Genomic DNA, 14,119 nt, shown 5'->3' with positions numbered 1-14,119 from the left:
AGTCTGGCAGTCAGCCGGTGATCTCGGCGAGTGCTCTCGGAATCTCCGGGGGCAGCTCGCGGGCCAGGAAACCCAGCCGGCCCACGGTGGAGGAGAGCCGCTCCCCGCACCGGCCGTGCAGGAAGGCGGCCCAGACGGCCGCCTGGGCCGGATCGGCGCCGCGGGCGAGCAGGCCAGCGGTGATCCCGGCGCGGACGTCACCGGAACCCGAGACCCCGAGCCCCGCCGCGCCGCTGTCGTCGCGCCACAGGGCGCCGTCCGGACTCGCCACCCACGAGGTGACCCCGCCCAACCCGACGACGGCCCGGGCGCGGGCGGCGAGGTCCGCGGTGCCGGCCGCGGGATCCTCGGCGAGCTCGTCCTGCTCGATGTGCAGGGCGTACGCCAGCTCCAGCGGGTTCGGCGTGAGCACCACGCGGCCGTTCAGGTGGTGCAGGCAGGCGTCGTCGGCCGTGACGCAGGCCAGCCCCAGGGCGTCGAGCGCGAGGGGGCCCTTCAGGTGGGGGAGCAGGCGGGCCCCGAACTCCTGGGTCACCTCCTTGTCGGCCATGCCGGGGCCGATGAGGACGGCGTCCGCCGACTCGGCGAGGTCGCGGACGGCGTCGGCCGCATCGACGCTGATCGCCCCGCTGTCGGTCTCGGGCAGCGACCGCACGAGTGCCTCGGGCAGCGCGGCGGCGGCGAACGGCGCGACGGAGGCCACGGTGGCCACCTGCAGCTTGCCCGCACCCGCCCGCATCGCGGCCTCCCCCGCCAGGAGGACGGCCCCGAGGGTCTCCGAGCTGCCCCCGATCACCAGGACCGACCCGCGTTTGTTCTTGTCGCCGGTCGGCTCGGGGAGCTGCCAGCCGCGCAGGACCTCCGGGGTGACGATCGTCGGGTCACTGCGCTGCGACTCAGGTGCTGGGCGCGGCATCGGGCTCCTCGGTGACCTCTTCGGCCTCGGCGGTCAGGTGGTCGACGTCGTTGAAGTTGGTCAGTCGCAGGTTGCCGTCGGCGTCGCGGTCGTAGCGGGTCAGCGACGCGTTGGCGACCTGCTCCTCCTTGTCGAGCTCCAGCAGTTCCTGCTCGGTCAGCTCCTCCAGCACGTACCGGAAGACCATGATCACCGCCTGGTGGGCGACGATGATCAGCCGCTCGCAGTCGTAGCGCAGGCCCTCGGTGGCCAGCACGCTGCGGATCCGCAGGGCGACGTCGGACCAGCTCTCGCCGCCCGGCGGCCGGTAGTAGAACTTGCCGAGCAGGTCGCGCCGCTTCGCCTCGTCCGGGAACTGCTCGCGGATACCGGCGCCGGTCATGCCGTCGAAGGCGCCGAAGTCGCGCTCCCGCAGCCGCTCGTCGGTGCGCACCCGGATGCCGAGGTCGGCCGTGGCCAGCTCCGCCGTGGTCATGGCCCGGTTGAACGGCGAGCTGAGCGCGGCGGTGGGGCGCTCCTCCGCCGGCAGCTCCGCCAGCCACTTGCCCAGCGCCTCGGCCTGGGAGCGGCCGGTGTCGGACAGCGGGACGTCGGGGTCGCGGACGTCGAGCTCCAGCCGCCCGGCGCGCGCCTGCTGGGCGCGTGCGTCGGCCACGTTGCCCATGCTCTCGCCGTGCCGCACCAGCCAGACGACCTGCGGACCGGGTTCCCTGTCGTCCACGCGTCACCTCCGCCCGGCCGCACGGTGCGGCCCTCCGAGAAGCCGGTAGCCGCCCCGCACTCCCCCGAAACCGGCCGCCACCGGCAGGATGTCCGCGTGACGCTGCCGACCGACCTGCCCGTGCTCGGCTTCCCCGACCAGGCCGCCCTCGAGGCGTGGCTCGAGGCCGAGGGGGAGACCGCTGCGGGGGTCTACGTGAAGCTGGCCAAGAAGGGGGCGGGCGTGCCGTCGGTGAGCTACGCGGAGCTCGTCGAGTCGTGCCTGTGCTTCGGCTGGATCGACGGCCGCTCCAACCGGCTCGACGACCGGTTCTACCTGCAGCGGATCACCCCGCGACGGGCGCGCAGCATCTGGTCGCAGAAGAACGTCGCGGCGGTCGAGGCCCTGATCCTGGCCGGCCGGATGCGTCCCGCCGGCCTCGCAGCGGTCGACGCGGCGCGCGCGGACGGCCGCTGGGAACGGGCCTACGCCGGCTCGGCCGACATCAGCGTGCCCGACGACCTCGCCGCTGCGCTCCAGGCAGAGCCGGCCGCGGAGAGGGAGTTCGCCGCGCTCGACGGCGCCAATCGGTACGCCGTCCTCTGGCGGGTGCACACGGCGACCAGCGACACGTCACGGGCCCGCCGGATCGCGTCCCTGGTGCAGATGCTCGCCGAGGGCCGCCGGATCCACTGAGCCGGCGTCACCGAGCCGGCGTCACTGGGGGAGTCGGACGCCGAACCGGAAGCCGCGCTGATCGACACTGGTCACGGCCACCGGGGAGCCGAACGTGCGCGCGTGGACCATCATGCCGTCGCCGATGTACAGGCCGACGTGGCTGATCGGGGTGTAGAAGAAGACCAGGTCACCCGGCAGGAGCTCCGCGCGCGTCACCTGGGTGCCCAGGGTGGACTGGCTGCGACTGGAGTGGGGCAGCGACATGCCGGCCGAGGCGTAGGCGAACATCGTGAGGCCGGAGCAGTCGAAGGCGTCGGGGCCGACCCCGGCGCTCCGGTACGGGTCGCCGACCTGCGCCAGAGCGGTGGCGATCGCCCTGCCGGCGGCGCCGGGGGGCAGCGGCAGGTTCCGGGGCGGGGTGATGGCCCGGCCCGCCACCGCGGTGGTCACCGCGGTCTGCTCGGCGGCCGACAGCCGGGCGAAGTCCGCCTGGTAGGCCGCGACCTGCTTCTGCACCTCGGCCTGCTGCGACTTGAGCTGCTCGAGGCCGGCCTGAGCGGTCGCCGCCGCCTGGTCGGCTGCGGTCTGGGCCTGCTGGGCCGCGGCCTGGGCGACAGCGACCGAGGAGACGACCGAGTTCGTGTGGGCGGCGAGCATGTCCAGCGTCGTCATCTGCTGGACGAGTTCCGCCGCCGAGGCACTGGTCAGGAAGGCCGCGACCCGCGACTGCGTCTTGCCGGTGTATCCGCTCTGCGCGATGGCCCGCAGCTGGGGCTCGTAGGCGGCGACGGCGGAGTGCGCCGCGGCGGCCTCCGCGGCCGCGGCGGCCGCCGCCTCCTGCTGGGCGGCCACCGTCACCTCGGCCTGGCGCACCTGCTCGTCGATGGCGGCCAACTGCTCGGCGGCCTTGCGCACCATGGTGCTGGCCTGCGCAGCGGACCCCGGGGCGGCGTCGGCGGGCGTCGGTGCCAGCAGCCCCGTCGCCACGGCGACGAGCGCGACTCCGACGGCCATGACGGCGCGGGACCGACGGCGAGGGGTCGTGCGCGCGGATTGCACCGTCGGCCTCCGTCAGCATGCGCCGGGCCCGGGGAAGGGGCCACGTTCTCTGCGCGTCAGCACCGACGGTAGGGAAGTGCTGTCGACAAGTAGCGGAGGGCGCGCTGGTCAGCTTGTGTGCATCGCCTCGTCCGTCACAGGACTATCGCTGCGCACCGTTCGTCACTCGCACATCGAATGGCCGGTGTGCACATAAATGTGCGCCCAGGACGCATTTCATCCACGAAAATGCATCCTGGGCGCACGGTGTCCCCGCTGATCAGGCGGGGAATTGGTCTGTTGTTCAGCCGGCGAGGGGCTCCTGGGCCTGCAGGCTGGTGACGGCGTCGAGGTCGCGCAGGATCGCGGCGAGCTCGCCCGCGGTCCACGGCTCGCAGCAGTCGCAGCCACCCTCGCGGAACGTGGCGAGGCCGAGGGTGCCGCCGGCCTGGTCCTCCTCGATCGAGAGGTGTCCCGCGGACGGGTCCCGGTGACACGCGCAACCTTCGGCGCAGAGGCCGAGGCCCCACCCGGAGATGACGACCGTGCGGCCGTCGTCGCGGACCTTGCCGACCTGGAAGACGGACGGCTTGCGACTCCTGGTCACGGAGTCCTCCCCTCGACAGTTCCGCCGGGAAGTGCGGAACCCTGTGCATGTGAAAGGTGCATCTGGACGAGATATCGGCAGGAATGGGTCGGACCTGAATCCCTGCGCGAGATTTCGCCCTTATTGGTGCGAAGCAGCGTCGCTTTCGCCCGGAACCGAGAGTAATGAGAGGAGCACGCGTCGTCGCCGTCAGTTCTTCCCAGGGTCGGCGGATGCGCTTGTCGGAACTCCACCGCTCGGTGGGTGCGGAGTGAGCGGTGTGATTCCTGGGATCAGCTGGCCGGGCTGATGCTGCTCATGTTGAAGTCCGGCACCCGCAGCGTCGGCATCGCCGCGCGCGTGAACCAGTCGTTCCACTCGCGCGGCAGGGTGCGCTCGGTGCGCCCGGCCTGCACCGTGCGGCCGAGCAGGTCGACCGGCGACTCGTTGAAGCGGAAGTTGTTCACCGCGCCGGTCACCTCGCCGCCCTCGACGAGGAAGACGCCGTCCCGGGTGAGCCCGGTGAGCAGCAGCGTCTGCGGGTCGACCTCGCGGATGTACCAGAGCGTGGTGAGCAGCAGGCCGCGGTCGGTCGCGGCCAGCATCTCCTCCTGGGACGCCGTCGCGGTCGGGTCCTCGAGGATCAGGTTGTCGACGGCGGCGGTGGCGGGCGCCGTCGTCCGCAGGGCCCACGCCCGCGGCCGGACGAGGTTGGTGAGGACGCCGCCCTCGATCCAGTTCACCGCCGGGGTCGACATGCCGTTGTCGAAGACGGACGCCGCCCCCGACGAGGCGCCCACGACCTGGAACGGGGCGGTCTCCAGCCCCGGGGCGGCCGGATCGCTGCGCAGGGTCAGCGGCAGCTCGGCCAGCCGGTCGCCGACCCGGTTGCCGCCGCCCGGCTTGGCGAAGACGTTGCGGCCCTCGTCGGCGTCGCGGGCCTCCATCGTCCAGTAGAGGTAGATCATCAGGTCGCTGACGGCCGACGGCGGCAGCAGCGTCTCGTAGCGGCCGGCGGGCAGATCGATCCGGCGGGCCGACCAGCCCATCTTCTTCTGCACGTCGGCCGCGAGGTCGGCCACGGAGACGTCCTGGAAGTCGCGGGTGCCCACGCCCGACCAGACCGAGCGGGAGAAGTCGGGGCTCTTGCCGTTGAGTTCCACCCGGCCGGTGGGTTGGTCGGTGCGCAGCCGCAGGCCGGTGGAGGTGCCGAGGTACGTCGTCCGCATGGCGTGCTCGGCGAAGCCGAACAGCAGCTCGCCGCGGTCGCGGGCCTCCCCGAACGCCTGGCCCAGGTGCGGCGCGAAGTCGGTGAACACCTCGATCGAGGTCTCGGCGGGGGCGGCGCCCCAGTCGCCGTTGCCCGCCGGCGTCTCGCTCACCAGCGGGACGGCGTCCTCCGCCGGGCCCGCGTCCCGCGCCGCCTGCTCGCTGGCCGCGACGAGGGCCGCGACGTCCGGCGTCCCGGTCCGCGCCACCGTGCCGGCGGCCATCCCGGCGCCGCCGTCGACGAACGAGACGACGACGACGTGCCGCGACCGCATCGCGCCGTTGGTGGTGAGGCTGTTCGCCGCCCAGCGGAGGTTGGCCTCCGACGACTCGGTGACGAAGGCGACCTGACCGTCGGCGGTGGAGGCGGCCAGCGCCTGCTCCACCAGCTCCTGCGGTCTCATCGGCCGGCCTCCTGGACGGTGTTGAGGATGTTCACGTGCTCGAACATCGCGGTCGGGCAGCCGTGGCTCACGGGGGCGACCTGTCCGGGCTGGGCCTTGCCGCAGTTGAAGGCACCGCCGAGGACGTAGGTCTGCGGGCCGCCGACGACCGCCATCGAGCCCCAGAAGTCGGTCGTCGTGGCCTGGTAGGCCACGTCGCGCAGCTGGCCGGCCAGCCGCCCGTTCTCGATCCGGTAGAACCGCTGGCCGGTGAACTGGAAGTTGTAGCGCTGCATGTCGATCGACCAGCTCTTGTCGCCGACCACGTAGATGCCGCGCTCGACGCCGGCGATGATCTCGTCGGTGCTGGGCCCGTCGGGGTCCGGCTGGAGCGACACGTTCGCCATCCGCTGCACCGGCACGTGGCTCGGGGAGTCGGCGAAGGCGCAGCCGTTGGACCGCGGCATGCCGGTGTGCCGGGCGATGTTGCGGTCGACCTGGTAGCCGACGAGGACGCCGTCGGTCACGATGTCCCACTGCTGGCCGGCGACGCCCTCGTCGTCCCAGCCGACCGTCGAGAGCCCGTGCACAGCGGTGCGGTCGCCGATGACGTTCATCAGCGGCGACCCGTACTGCAGGGTGCCGAGCTTGTCGATGGTCGCGAAGGACGTGCCGGCGTACGCGGCCTCGTAGCCCAGGGCCCGGTCCAGCTCGGTCGCGTGCCCGATCGACTCGTGGATGGTGAGGAAGAGGTTGGACGGGTCGACCACGAGGTCGTAGCGGCCGGCCTCGACCGACGGGGCCTTGGTCTTCTCGCGCAGCAATTCGGGGAGTTCCGACAACTCCCGATGCCAGTCCCAGTGGCCGCCGGTCAGGTACTCCCAGCCCCTGCCCACCGGCGGGGCCAGCGTGCGCATGCTCTCGAACTGCCCGGTGGCGCGGTCGACGGTGAGCGCCGTGAACTCGGGGTGGATGCGCACCCGCTGCTGCCGGGTGCGGGTGCCGGCGGTGTCGGCGTAGTACTTCTGCTCCTTCACGTGCATGCAGCTGCTCTGCACGTGCTCGACGCCGTCGGCGGCCATCAGTTGCTCGGACAGCCCGATGAGCAGCGCGCTCTTCTCGCCGTCCGGCACGCCGAACGGGTCGATCTCGTAATCGGAGACCCAGCTCCCGTCATAGGTCGGTTCGGGCGCGAGCTCGACCCGGTCGCTGTTGATGGCCGCGGAGACCGTGGCGACGGCGACGGCCTCCTCGGCCAGGCGGACGGCCTCGACGGGCGTGAGGACGACGCCCGCTGCGAAGCCCCACGTGCCCCCGTGCACCACCCGCACGGCCAGGCCGAGGTCCTCGCCGTCGGTGAACGACTCCGGCCGGGCGTCGCGCAGGCTCACCGTCTGCGTGTGGATGCGCTCGACGCGCAGGTCGGCGTGCTCGCAGCCGAGCTCGGCCGCCCGGGTGAGCGCGGCGTCGGTGAGCGCGGCCAGCGGCAGGGCGAGGAACGTCTCGTCGACGCTGCGGGAAGGTGCCACGCGGCTTGTCTACCAGCCCGGCCGAGCGGGTAGCGGGCCCTGCATGGCCGGCCCCGCGGACGACGTGACGCTCACCTTCGGCGGCACCGCCACGATGCTGCTGCGGATCGGCGCGTTCACGCTGCTGACCGACCCGAACTTCCTGCACCGCGGCCAGCGGGCGCACCTCGGTTACGGGCTGCGGGCGAAGCGGCGCACCGAACCGGCGCTCCAGCCGACCCAGCTGCCGGCGCTCGACGCGATCCTGCTGTCGCACATGCACGGCGACCACTGGGACCGCATCGCCACGAAGGCCCTCCCGAAAGGCACCCCGGTGGTGACGACGAAGGAGGCCGCGAGGTGCCTGTCCGACCGCGGGTTCACGGCGACCTCCGACCTCGCCGCCTGGCAGACGCACGAGGTGACCCGCGGGGGCGACACCCTGCGGATCACCTCGGTGCCCGGCGTCCACGGCCCCGGGCCGCTCGCGAAGGTCCTGCCGCAGGTGATGGGCAGCGTCGTCGAGCTGGTCCGGGACGGGGACGTCTCGTGGCGGGGCTACATCAGCGGCGACACCCTCTACCGCCCGTTCCTCGGCGAGGTGCTGGAACGGTGCGGGCCCCTCGACGTCCTGATCCCGCACCTCGGCGGCACCAAGGTCCTGGGCATCACCGTCACGATGGACGCCCGGCAGGGCGCCGACCTCGTCGAGCTGCTGAAGCCACCCGTCACCGTGCCGGTGCACTACGACGACTACAGCCGCTTCCGGTCACCGCTGGGCGACTTCCTCGCCGAGGTCGGCCGCCGCGAGCTGCCGGGACAGCTGCGCCCGGTGCGTCGCGGCGACACCATCTCGTTGCGGGCCTAGAAGCCCTCGCCCCGCCGCCAGGCCATCTCCTGCAAGGTCCAGGAGTTGCCGTCGGGGTCGCTGAACCCGGAGTACCGCACGCCGCCGCCGACGTCCTGGATCTCCCCCATCTCCACCCCGCGGCCCAGCAGCTCCGCGCGCGCCTTCTCGATGTCGTCGACGACGAGGTGCAGCGCCCGGATGGTGCCGGGCGTCGCCTCGTACGCCGCGAGGCCGGTGCCGAGCCCGATGGAGCAGGCGGACCCGGGCGGGGTCAGCTGCACCACCCGGATGCCGTCGGCCGGTTGCACGTCGACGTCCTCGGCGAAGCCCACCTTCTCGACGTAGAAGGCCTTCGCGCGGTCGACGTCGCTGACAGGGATCGGCACCAGTTCGAGCTTCATGCGCATCAGGATGCGGCCAGGATCTCGTCGAGCCGCTCGTACCCCTCGACGACGCCGGTCTCCATGCCGCTGGCCACGAAGGCGTCGCGGTCGGCGAAGGAGTCGACCAGCGAGGTGGCGGTCAGCCGCGTGCGACCGTTGCCGAGGTCCTCCAGCCGCAGCTTCTCCAGGGCCACCTGGTCGGGGAAGCCCTCGAACGTGAACGTCTGCACGATGAGCTCGTTCGGCCGGACCTCGTGGAAGCTGCCGTGGAAGCCGTACTCCTCGCCGTCCCGCTTGTGGACGTACCGGTAGGAGCCCCCTGTGCGGCAGTCGTACCGGTCGATCGTCATCGTCAGCCCCCGCGGGCCGAGCCACTGGACGACGAGGTCCGGGTCGGTGTGGGCGCGGAACACCTTCTCCACGGGTGCGTCGAACTCGCGGACGATCCGCACGAGCGGGACGTCGGGGTCGGCCACGATCTGGGTCTCGTGGTGGGTCGTGCTGGTCATGACGCGCTTCCTTCCTTCGGTGCGGGCGGCTCGTCCGGCATCGTGCGCAGGACGTCGTCCAGACGGCGGTACCGCTCCTCGGCCTGCTGCCGGTAGCGCTCGATCCACTTGGTCATCAGCTCGAAGACATTCGCCTCGAGGTGCACCGGGCGGCGCTGGGCCTCCCGGCTCCGACTCACCAGACCGGCGTCCTCGAGCACCTTGAGGTGCTTGGACACGGCCTGGACGGTCACGTCGTAGGGCGCGGCGAGTTCGTTCACCGTGGCGTCGCCGACCGCAAGTCGCGCCACGATGTCCCGCCGGGTGGGGTCGGCGAGCGCCGAGAACACCCGGGAGAGCGGATCCGCCGCCACTGCGTCCTCCTTTTTCAACCTTTCGGTTGAAGAAGAGGCTAGGACCGCCGCGACGGCGTTGTCAACCTCTGGGTTGAGAAGCCGTCAACCGGCAGCGAGACGGGCAGCGCGCCGGGCGACGTCCTGCCGCAGTTCCCCGGCATCGACAGCCGCGACGGAGCGGTCCGCCACGACCTGTCGACCCTCGACCCAGACGTCGCGGACGTGCCGGCCGGTGCCGGACCAGACGAGGTGCGCCAGCCAGTCGCCCGGGTTGCCGACCGGCTCGAAGACGAGGTCGCGGGTGTCGACGTGCACCAGGTCGGCCCGGCGTCCGGCCTCGAGTTGCCCGAGGTCGGGCCGGCCCACCGCATCCGCGGCGGCGCCCGTGGCCAGCCAGATCGCCTCGCCGGCGGTCAGGGCGGTCGCCGACCCGGCGGCGAGCCGAGCCAGGGACGCAGCCAGCCGCAGGTCGGCGAGCAGGTCCAGCCCGTCATTCGACGCCGGACCGTCCGTGCCCACACCGACCCGGATGCCGCGGTCGAGCATGTCCCTCAGCCGCGCGATCCCGCTGGCGAGCTTGGCGTTGCTGGCCGGGCAGTGGGCGACGGCGACGTCGTGCGCGCGCCAGATGTCGAGGTCGGCGTCGTCCATGTGCACGCAGTGCGCGGCCAGTACCCGCCCGCCCAGCACGTCGTGCTCGGCCAGCAGTGCCGGGACCGACCGGCCGTGCTCGGCGAGCAGCGCGGCGCCCTCGGTGGCGGTCTCGGCGACGTGCAGGTGCAGCAGCAGGCCGTGTTCCCGCGCAGCCGCCCCGACGTCGCGGAGCACCGGCAGGGGCACGGTGTAGGCGGCGTGCGGCCCGAGGCCGTACTCCACCGTGCCGTCGCCCGGCGCCGCGGCGGCCAGCTCCACCGCGGCCTTCAGTTGCTCCTCGAACGGCGGCATCCCGGGCAGCGGCAGGATGGGAGTGGCGATGATCGCGCGCGCACCGGTGCGGCCCACCGCTGACGCGATGTGCTCGGGGAAGAAGTACATCTCGACGCTCGTGGTCACCCCGTTGCGCAACATCTCCGCCGAGGCGGCCGCCATCGCGACCTCGACGTCCTCGGGGGTCAACCGCGCCTCGCGCGGCCACATGACCTCCCTCAGCCAGCGGTCGAGCGGCAGCCCCTCGCCCTGCGCCCGGAAGAGCACCATCGGCGCGTGCGAGTGGGTGTTCACCAGCCCGGGCATCAGGACGCCGGGCAGCGCGACGACCTGGGCGTCGTCGGCTCGCGGCGCCTCGTCGGCCGGCCCGACCCAGGCGATGCGCCCGTCGGCCACATCCAGGACGGCGTCCACGATCACCGTGCCCGCGCGATCCCCGACGACGACCGCCCGGGCGGTGAAGCGCTGCAGCACGGTGTCCGAACCTAGTCGTGTCGGTGGGAGCGGCTACGTTCGCGCGGTGCCGCGTCCGCTGACCCTGCAGGCTCTCGAGGCCGCCGTCCGCGCGTCGTGGGGTCCCGACGTGTGCGAGGACCCGGCCGACCTGCCGCTGTGGTCGCCGGCCAACCCCGCGCGCGGCCAGTGCGGGCCGACGGCGCTCGTCGTGAACGACCTGCTCGGTGGCGACCTGTGCGTGGCGGACGTTCGGCTGCGGGACGGCTCCCGGCGTGGCGTCCACTGGTGGAACCGGCTGGCCGGCGTCGACATCGACCTGACGCTCGAGCAGTTCGGCTCCGACGAGCGCGTGCAGGAGCCGCGGGTCGTCCCCCGGCCGAGCGGTCCGCTGCGGCGCGGGGAGACCGAGTACCGGCTGCTGCGGTCGCGGGTGCTCGCCCGGCTCGAGGAGCGCTGAGCCGGGGCGCCGATACCGTAGCGTCCATGACAGCTCTCGCCGTCCCGTCCCAGCAGGGCGGCATCACCGGTTGGTTGCTCGAGCTCGTCGACACGCTGGGGCCGCTCGGCGTGGGCATCAGCATCCTGCTCGAGACCGTCGTCCCGCCGATCCCGAGCGAGGCCGTGCTCGGGCTCTCCGGCGTCCTCATCAACCAGGGGCGGATGTCGATCGTCCCGGTGATCGTCTTCGCCACCCTGGGCTCGGTCCTGGGGGCGCTCTTCCTCTACTACGTGGGCCGGGCACTCGGCCCGCGTCGCTCGCACGCGTTCCTCGACCGGCTGCCGCTCGTGGAAACCCACGACGTCGACCGCACCTTCGCCTGGTTCGAGCGGCACGGGCGCTGGGCGGTGTTCCTCGGCCGCATGGTGCCGATCGTGCGCAGCTTCATCTCGGTGCCGGCGGGCGTGGTGCGCATGCCGCTCGGCCGTTTCGTGCTCCTGACCGCCGCCGGCAGCCTGATCTGGAACACCGTGCTGATCACTCTCGGTGTCGCCGCCGGCGACTTCATCGAGGCGAACCTGCACTACCTGGACTACCTGGTGGCCGCGGCCGTGGTGCTCGCCGTCGCCTGGTTCGTCTACCGCAAGGCCTCCGGCAAGCTGCGCCGCCCGCGGACGGCGGGCCACGACCTGCCCGCCGACGACCGGGACCAGCCATGACCCGCCTGCGTCCCGACGTCGTGGCGTTCGACGTCAACGAGACGCTGCTGGACCTCGCCCCTGTGCGCGCCGCGCTGGTGGAGGCCGGCCAGCCGGAGTCGTTGCTGCCGACGGTGTTCGCGCGCACGCTGCTCACCGGCTTCGCGGCAGTGACGGTGGGCTCCTGGTGCCGGTTCCGCGACGCGTTCGACGCCGCGCTGGCGCAGGCGAGCGACCTGAGCGCCGCCCAGCGGGAGACGGTGCTCGAGGGCTTCGGCGAGCTGGCACCGCACCCGGACGTCGAGCCGGCGCTGCGGCGGCTCGTGGAAGCCGGCTTCCGCGTCGTCACCCTGAGCCAGGGATCCCCCGGCGTCGCCGAGGCCGGGCTGGAACGAGGGGGCATCACCTCGTTGGTCGAGCGCTGCCTGTCGTCGGAGTCCATCCGGGCCTGGAAGCCCTCCCGGGAGGCCTACCTCTGGGGGGCCGGTTCCTGCGGGGTGGCACCCGACCGGATGGCGCTGGTGGCATCGCACGGCTGGGACGTGCTGGGCGCGCAGCGGGCCGGACTGACCGGGGTCTGGTTCCCGCGCAGCGAGCGGACGTATCCGGCCGTCTACGAGGCGCCGCACCTGTCCGCGCCCGACCTCGCCGGTGTCGTCGACGCGCTGCTGACCCTGCCCTCGTCGTGATCGTCGACGTCGACACCGCCCCAGGCCTGGCGCGGGCGCACGTCACCGACGGCGGCCGGCGCGGCACCCTCGTGCTCGGTCACGGTGCCGGCGGGGGCATCGAGTCCGCCGATCTGGTCGAGGTCACCGCCGAGGCGGCCGCCGCGGGCTGGCGGGTCGTGCAGGTCGAGCAGCCGTGGCGGGTGGCCGGCAAACGCATCGCCGCGGCGCCGCCGAAGCTCGACGAGGCATGGACCGCCGTCCTCCAGCAGCTGCGTTCCGGCGGCGTGCTGACCGGCCCGCTCGTGCTGGGCGGGCGCAGCGCCGGCGCCCGGGTCGCCTGCCGGACCGCGGCCGCGCACGGTGCCGCCGGGGTGCTCGCCCTCGCCTTCCCCCTGCACCCGCCCGGCAAGCCGGAGAAGAGCCGGGCCGGCGAACTGACCTCCGTGACGGCTCCCCTCTGCGTGGTGCAGGGGGAGACGGACGCGATGGGGCGTCCGGAGGCGGTCGCCGCGGTGCTCTCCGGGCGCGCCAACGCCTCGGTCTACGCCGTCGCCGGTGACCACTCGCTCAAGAAGGACGTGCACATCGTCGCCGCCGCCGCGATGTCCTGGCTCGACGAATTCTTCTGACGTCCAGTCATACGAACTCGGGGCGATCAGCGCCTGATGACCACGACTTCGCATGACTGGACGAAGGGTGAACGGTCAGCCGAGGCCGAGGGCGGCGCGGATGGTGGCCACCACGTGCGCCGGCCGACCCAGCACGTCCGCCGAGGTGAAGCGCAGCACCGTCCAGCCCTCGAGCACCAGCAGGTTCTGCCGCCGAAGGTCGTCGACGAAGACCCGTCGCTCCCGGTGCACGTTGCCGTCGAATTCGACGAGTACCCGCCGGTCGGGCCACGCGAGGTCCACCTCGCCCAGGAACTGGCCGCCTCCATCACGGACGACGTGCTGCAGTACGGGGGCCGGCAGCCCCGCCTCGTGGATGAGCCAGCGCAGGACCGACTCCATCGGGGATCCCGACTTCGGGTTCGCCACCGCGAGCACCGCACGCGCCGTCCGCTTCCCACGGACCCTCGGCGCAGCGGCGAGCACCTGGTCGAAGCCCGAGCGCGGATAGCGCCGCGCCAGCAATTGATCTGCGACGGCGAGCAGGGCTGCCGGCGGGAGGTGCGCGCAGAGGTCGAGCCAGGTCCGGCCCGGGGAGGTCAGAGACACACCCGCCCGCCGCTGGATCTGCGCCGCAGGGACCGAGGACACGTGGATCCGTCGGTCGGCCCGGTTCCGGAGCCGCGTCGGAGGAGGAACGGCGGGGGCGAGCGGGATCTCCAGCCCGAACAGCGATGCGGCGGTCCGGTGGCTGACGACCGCATCGCTCGGAGCGCCCAGAAGAACGGCCCGGACACGCTGCAGGAGGTCAGGAGCCGCCAGCAGGGGCAGGTAGGTGTCTCGCGAGAGACGACGCACTCCACGGTGGCGAAGGTGCCAGTCGGTGATGCCCGAGGCCGTGGCCCTCCGGCGGTCGGTGGGCGCGGTGACCCGGGGAGGAACAGGCGGCGTCGGCACCGGTGGAGGATGCCTCCCGAGCCCCCCGCTCCGCCGGCGCCGTCCACAGGCTCATCGAGTCATACGAAGTCGGGGCGATCAGCGCCTCGGGTTCAAGGGGTCGATGCAACACCCCGGTGATTTGGGGTGGTGTCGATGGCGCGTCTGCGGCTGCCGAAGGAGATCGAGCGCAGGTTCTGGAGGCTGATCGCTGAGGGGCTGCCGACCG

General features: G+C 72.8%; 17 protein-coding genes. 6 read left to right on the top strand and 11 right to left on the bottom strand.

The genetic code is table 11. The features are described from left to right. Positions 1–10 precede the first annotated feature (10 nt). Positions 11–916 (bottom strand): NAD(P)H-hydrate dehydratase, encoded by a 906-nt coding sequence (locus AC2H4J_RS11035; RefSeq protein WP_487464917.1) that lies wholly within the window; start codon positions 914–916, stop codon positions 11–13. Then, complete coding sequence (locus tag AC2H4J_RS11030; RefSeq protein WP_487464916.1) at positions 897–1,637, bottom strand: histidine phosphatase family protein; 741 nt, start codon at positions 1,635–1,637, stop codon at positions 897–899. The genes AC2H4J_RS11035 and AC2H4J_RS11030 overlap by 20 nt, the downstream gene beginning before the upstream one ends. 96 nt (positions 1,638–1,733) lie before the next feature. Between AC2H4J_RS11030 and AC2H4J_RS11025 the strand changes: the two genes are divergently transcribed. Then, a complete protein-coding gene (locus tag AC2H4J_RS11025) occupies positions 1,734–2,312 on the top strand; it encodes a YdeI/OmpD-associated family protein (RefSeq protein WP_487464915.1) in 579 nt (192 codons plus the stop codon). 21 nt (positions 2,313–2,333) lie between these two features. On the opposite strand, the gene AC2H4J_RS11020 is transcribed toward AC2H4J_RS11025, so the two are convergent. From AC2H4J_RS11020 to AC2H4J_RS11005, 4 genes are all read right to left on the bottom strand, one after another. Further along, the gene (locus AC2H4J_RS11020) at positions 2,334–3,308 is read right to left on the bottom strand and encodes a C40 family peptidase (RefSeq protein ID WP_487464914.1); all 975 of its coding nucleotides are present in this window, start codon (positions 3,306–3,308) and stop codon (positions 2,334–2,336) included. Positions 3,309–3,636: 328 nt separating this feature from the next. Continuing rightward, positions 3,637–3,939 (bottom strand): hypothetical protein, encoded by a 303-nt coding sequence (locus tag AC2H4J_RS11015; protein WP_487464913.1) that lies wholly within the window; start codon positions 3,937–3,939, stop codon positions 3,637–3,639. A gap of 272 nt (positions 3,940–4,211) precedes the next feature. Next, positions 4,212–5,591 carry a metallopeptidase TldD-related protein gene (locus AC2H4J_RS11010; protein ID WP_487464912.1) on the bottom strand — a complete coding sequence of 460 codons (1,380 nt, stop codon included), beginning with the start codon at positions 5,589–5,591 and terminating at the stop codon, positions 4,212–4,214. Continuing rightward, positions 5,588–7,099, bottom strand: a complete 1,512-nt coding sequence (locus AC2H4J_RS11005; protein WP_487464911.1) for a TldD/PmbA family protein — start codon at positions 7,097–7,099, stop codon at positions 5,588–5,590. Before AC2H4J_RS11005 ends, AC2H4J_RS11010 begins: the two co-directional genes overlap by 4 nt. Before the next feature lie 43 nt (positions 7,100–7,142). Here AC2H4J_RS11005 and AC2H4J_RS11000 point away from each other — a divergent pair, with 43 nt between their 5' ends. Continuing rightward, the gene (locus AC2H4J_RS11000; RefSeq protein WP_487464910.1) at positions 7,143–7,946 is read left to right on the top strand and encodes an MBL fold metallo-hydrolase; all 804 of its coding nucleotides are present in this window, start codon (positions 7,143–7,145) and stop codon (positions 7,944–7,946) included. Here AC2H4J_RS11000 and AC2H4J_RS10995 read toward each other — a convergent pair. The 4 genes from AC2H4J_RS10995 to AC2H4J_RS10980 all read right to left on the bottom strand — a co-directional run bounded on the left by AC2H4J_RS10995 (position 7,943) and on the right by AC2H4J_RS10980 (position 10,556). Then, entirely contained in the window at positions 7,943–8,329 is a 387-nt protein-coding gene (locus AC2H4J_RS10995) for a VOC family protein (RefSeq protein ID WP_487464909.1), read from the bottom strand. The genes AC2H4J_RS11000 and AC2H4J_RS10995 overlap by 4 nt on opposite strands. Before the next feature lie 5 nt (positions 8,330–8,334). Then, complete coding sequence (locus tag AC2H4J_RS10990) at positions 8,335–8,820, bottom strand: SRPBCC family protein (protein ID WP_487464908.1); 486 nt, start codon at positions 8,818–8,820, stop codon at positions 8,335–8,337. After that, positions 8,817–9,173, bottom strand: coding sequence for an ArsR/SmtB family transcription factor (locus tag AC2H4J_RS10985; RefSeq protein WP_487464907.1), 357 nt, complete (start codon positions 9,171–9,173; stop codon positions 8,817–8,819). The genes AC2H4J_RS10990 and AC2H4J_RS10985 overlap by 4 nt, the downstream gene beginning before the upstream one ends. An 84-nt stretch (positions 9,174–9,257) precedes the next feature. Then, complete coding sequence (locus AC2H4J_RS10980) at positions 9,258–10,556, bottom strand: amidohydrolase family protein (RefSeq protein WP_487464906.1); 1,299 nt, start codon at positions 10,554–10,556, stop codon at positions 9,258–9,260. Positions 10,557–10,602: 46 nt separating this feature from the next. Between AC2H4J_RS10980 and AC2H4J_RS10975 the strand changes: the two genes are divergently transcribed. The 4 genes from AC2H4J_RS10975 to AC2H4J_RS10960 are packed head-to-tail and all read left to right on the top strand — an operon-like array spanning position 10,603 to position 12,975. Further along, entirely contained in the window at positions 10,603–10,995 is a 393-nt protein-coding gene (locus AC2H4J_RS10975; protein ID WP_487464905.1) for a YunG family protein, read from the top strand. 26 nt (positions 10,996–11,021) lie between these two features. Continuing rightward, positions 11,022–11,696, top strand: a complete 675-nt coding sequence (locus AC2H4J_RS10970) for a DedA family protein (RefSeq protein ID WP_487464904.1) — start codon at positions 11,022–11,024, stop codon at positions 11,694–11,696. Next, entirely contained in the window at positions 11,693–12,364 is a 672-nt protein-coding gene (locus AC2H4J_RS10965) for an HAD family hydrolase (RefSeq protein ID WP_487464903.1), read from the top strand. Before AC2H4J_RS10970 ends, AC2H4J_RS10965 begins: the two co-directional genes overlap by 4 nt. Next, positions 12,361–12,975, top strand: a complete 615-nt coding sequence (locus AC2H4J_RS10960; RefSeq protein ID WP_487464902.1) for an alpha/beta hydrolase family protein — start codon at positions 12,361–12,363, stop codon at positions 12,973–12,975. Before AC2H4J_RS10965 ends, AC2H4J_RS10960 begins: the two co-directional genes overlap by 4 nt. 75 nt (positions 12,976–13,050) lie before the next feature. Here the strand turns inward: AC2H4J_RS10960 and AC2H4J_RS10955 are convergent, their stop codons facing one another. After that, positions 13,051–13,605, bottom strand: coding sequence for an endonuclease domain-containing protein (locus AC2H4J_RS10955; protein WP_487464901.1), 555 nt, complete (start codon positions 13,603–13,605; stop codon positions 13,051–13,053). Between the last annotated feature and the right edge of the window lie 514 nt (positions 13,606–14,119).

It is taken from the genome of Blastococcus sp. OS1-29, assembly GCF_057628075.1.
This window is presented reverse-complemented; position numbering and strand designations above follow the sequence as displayed.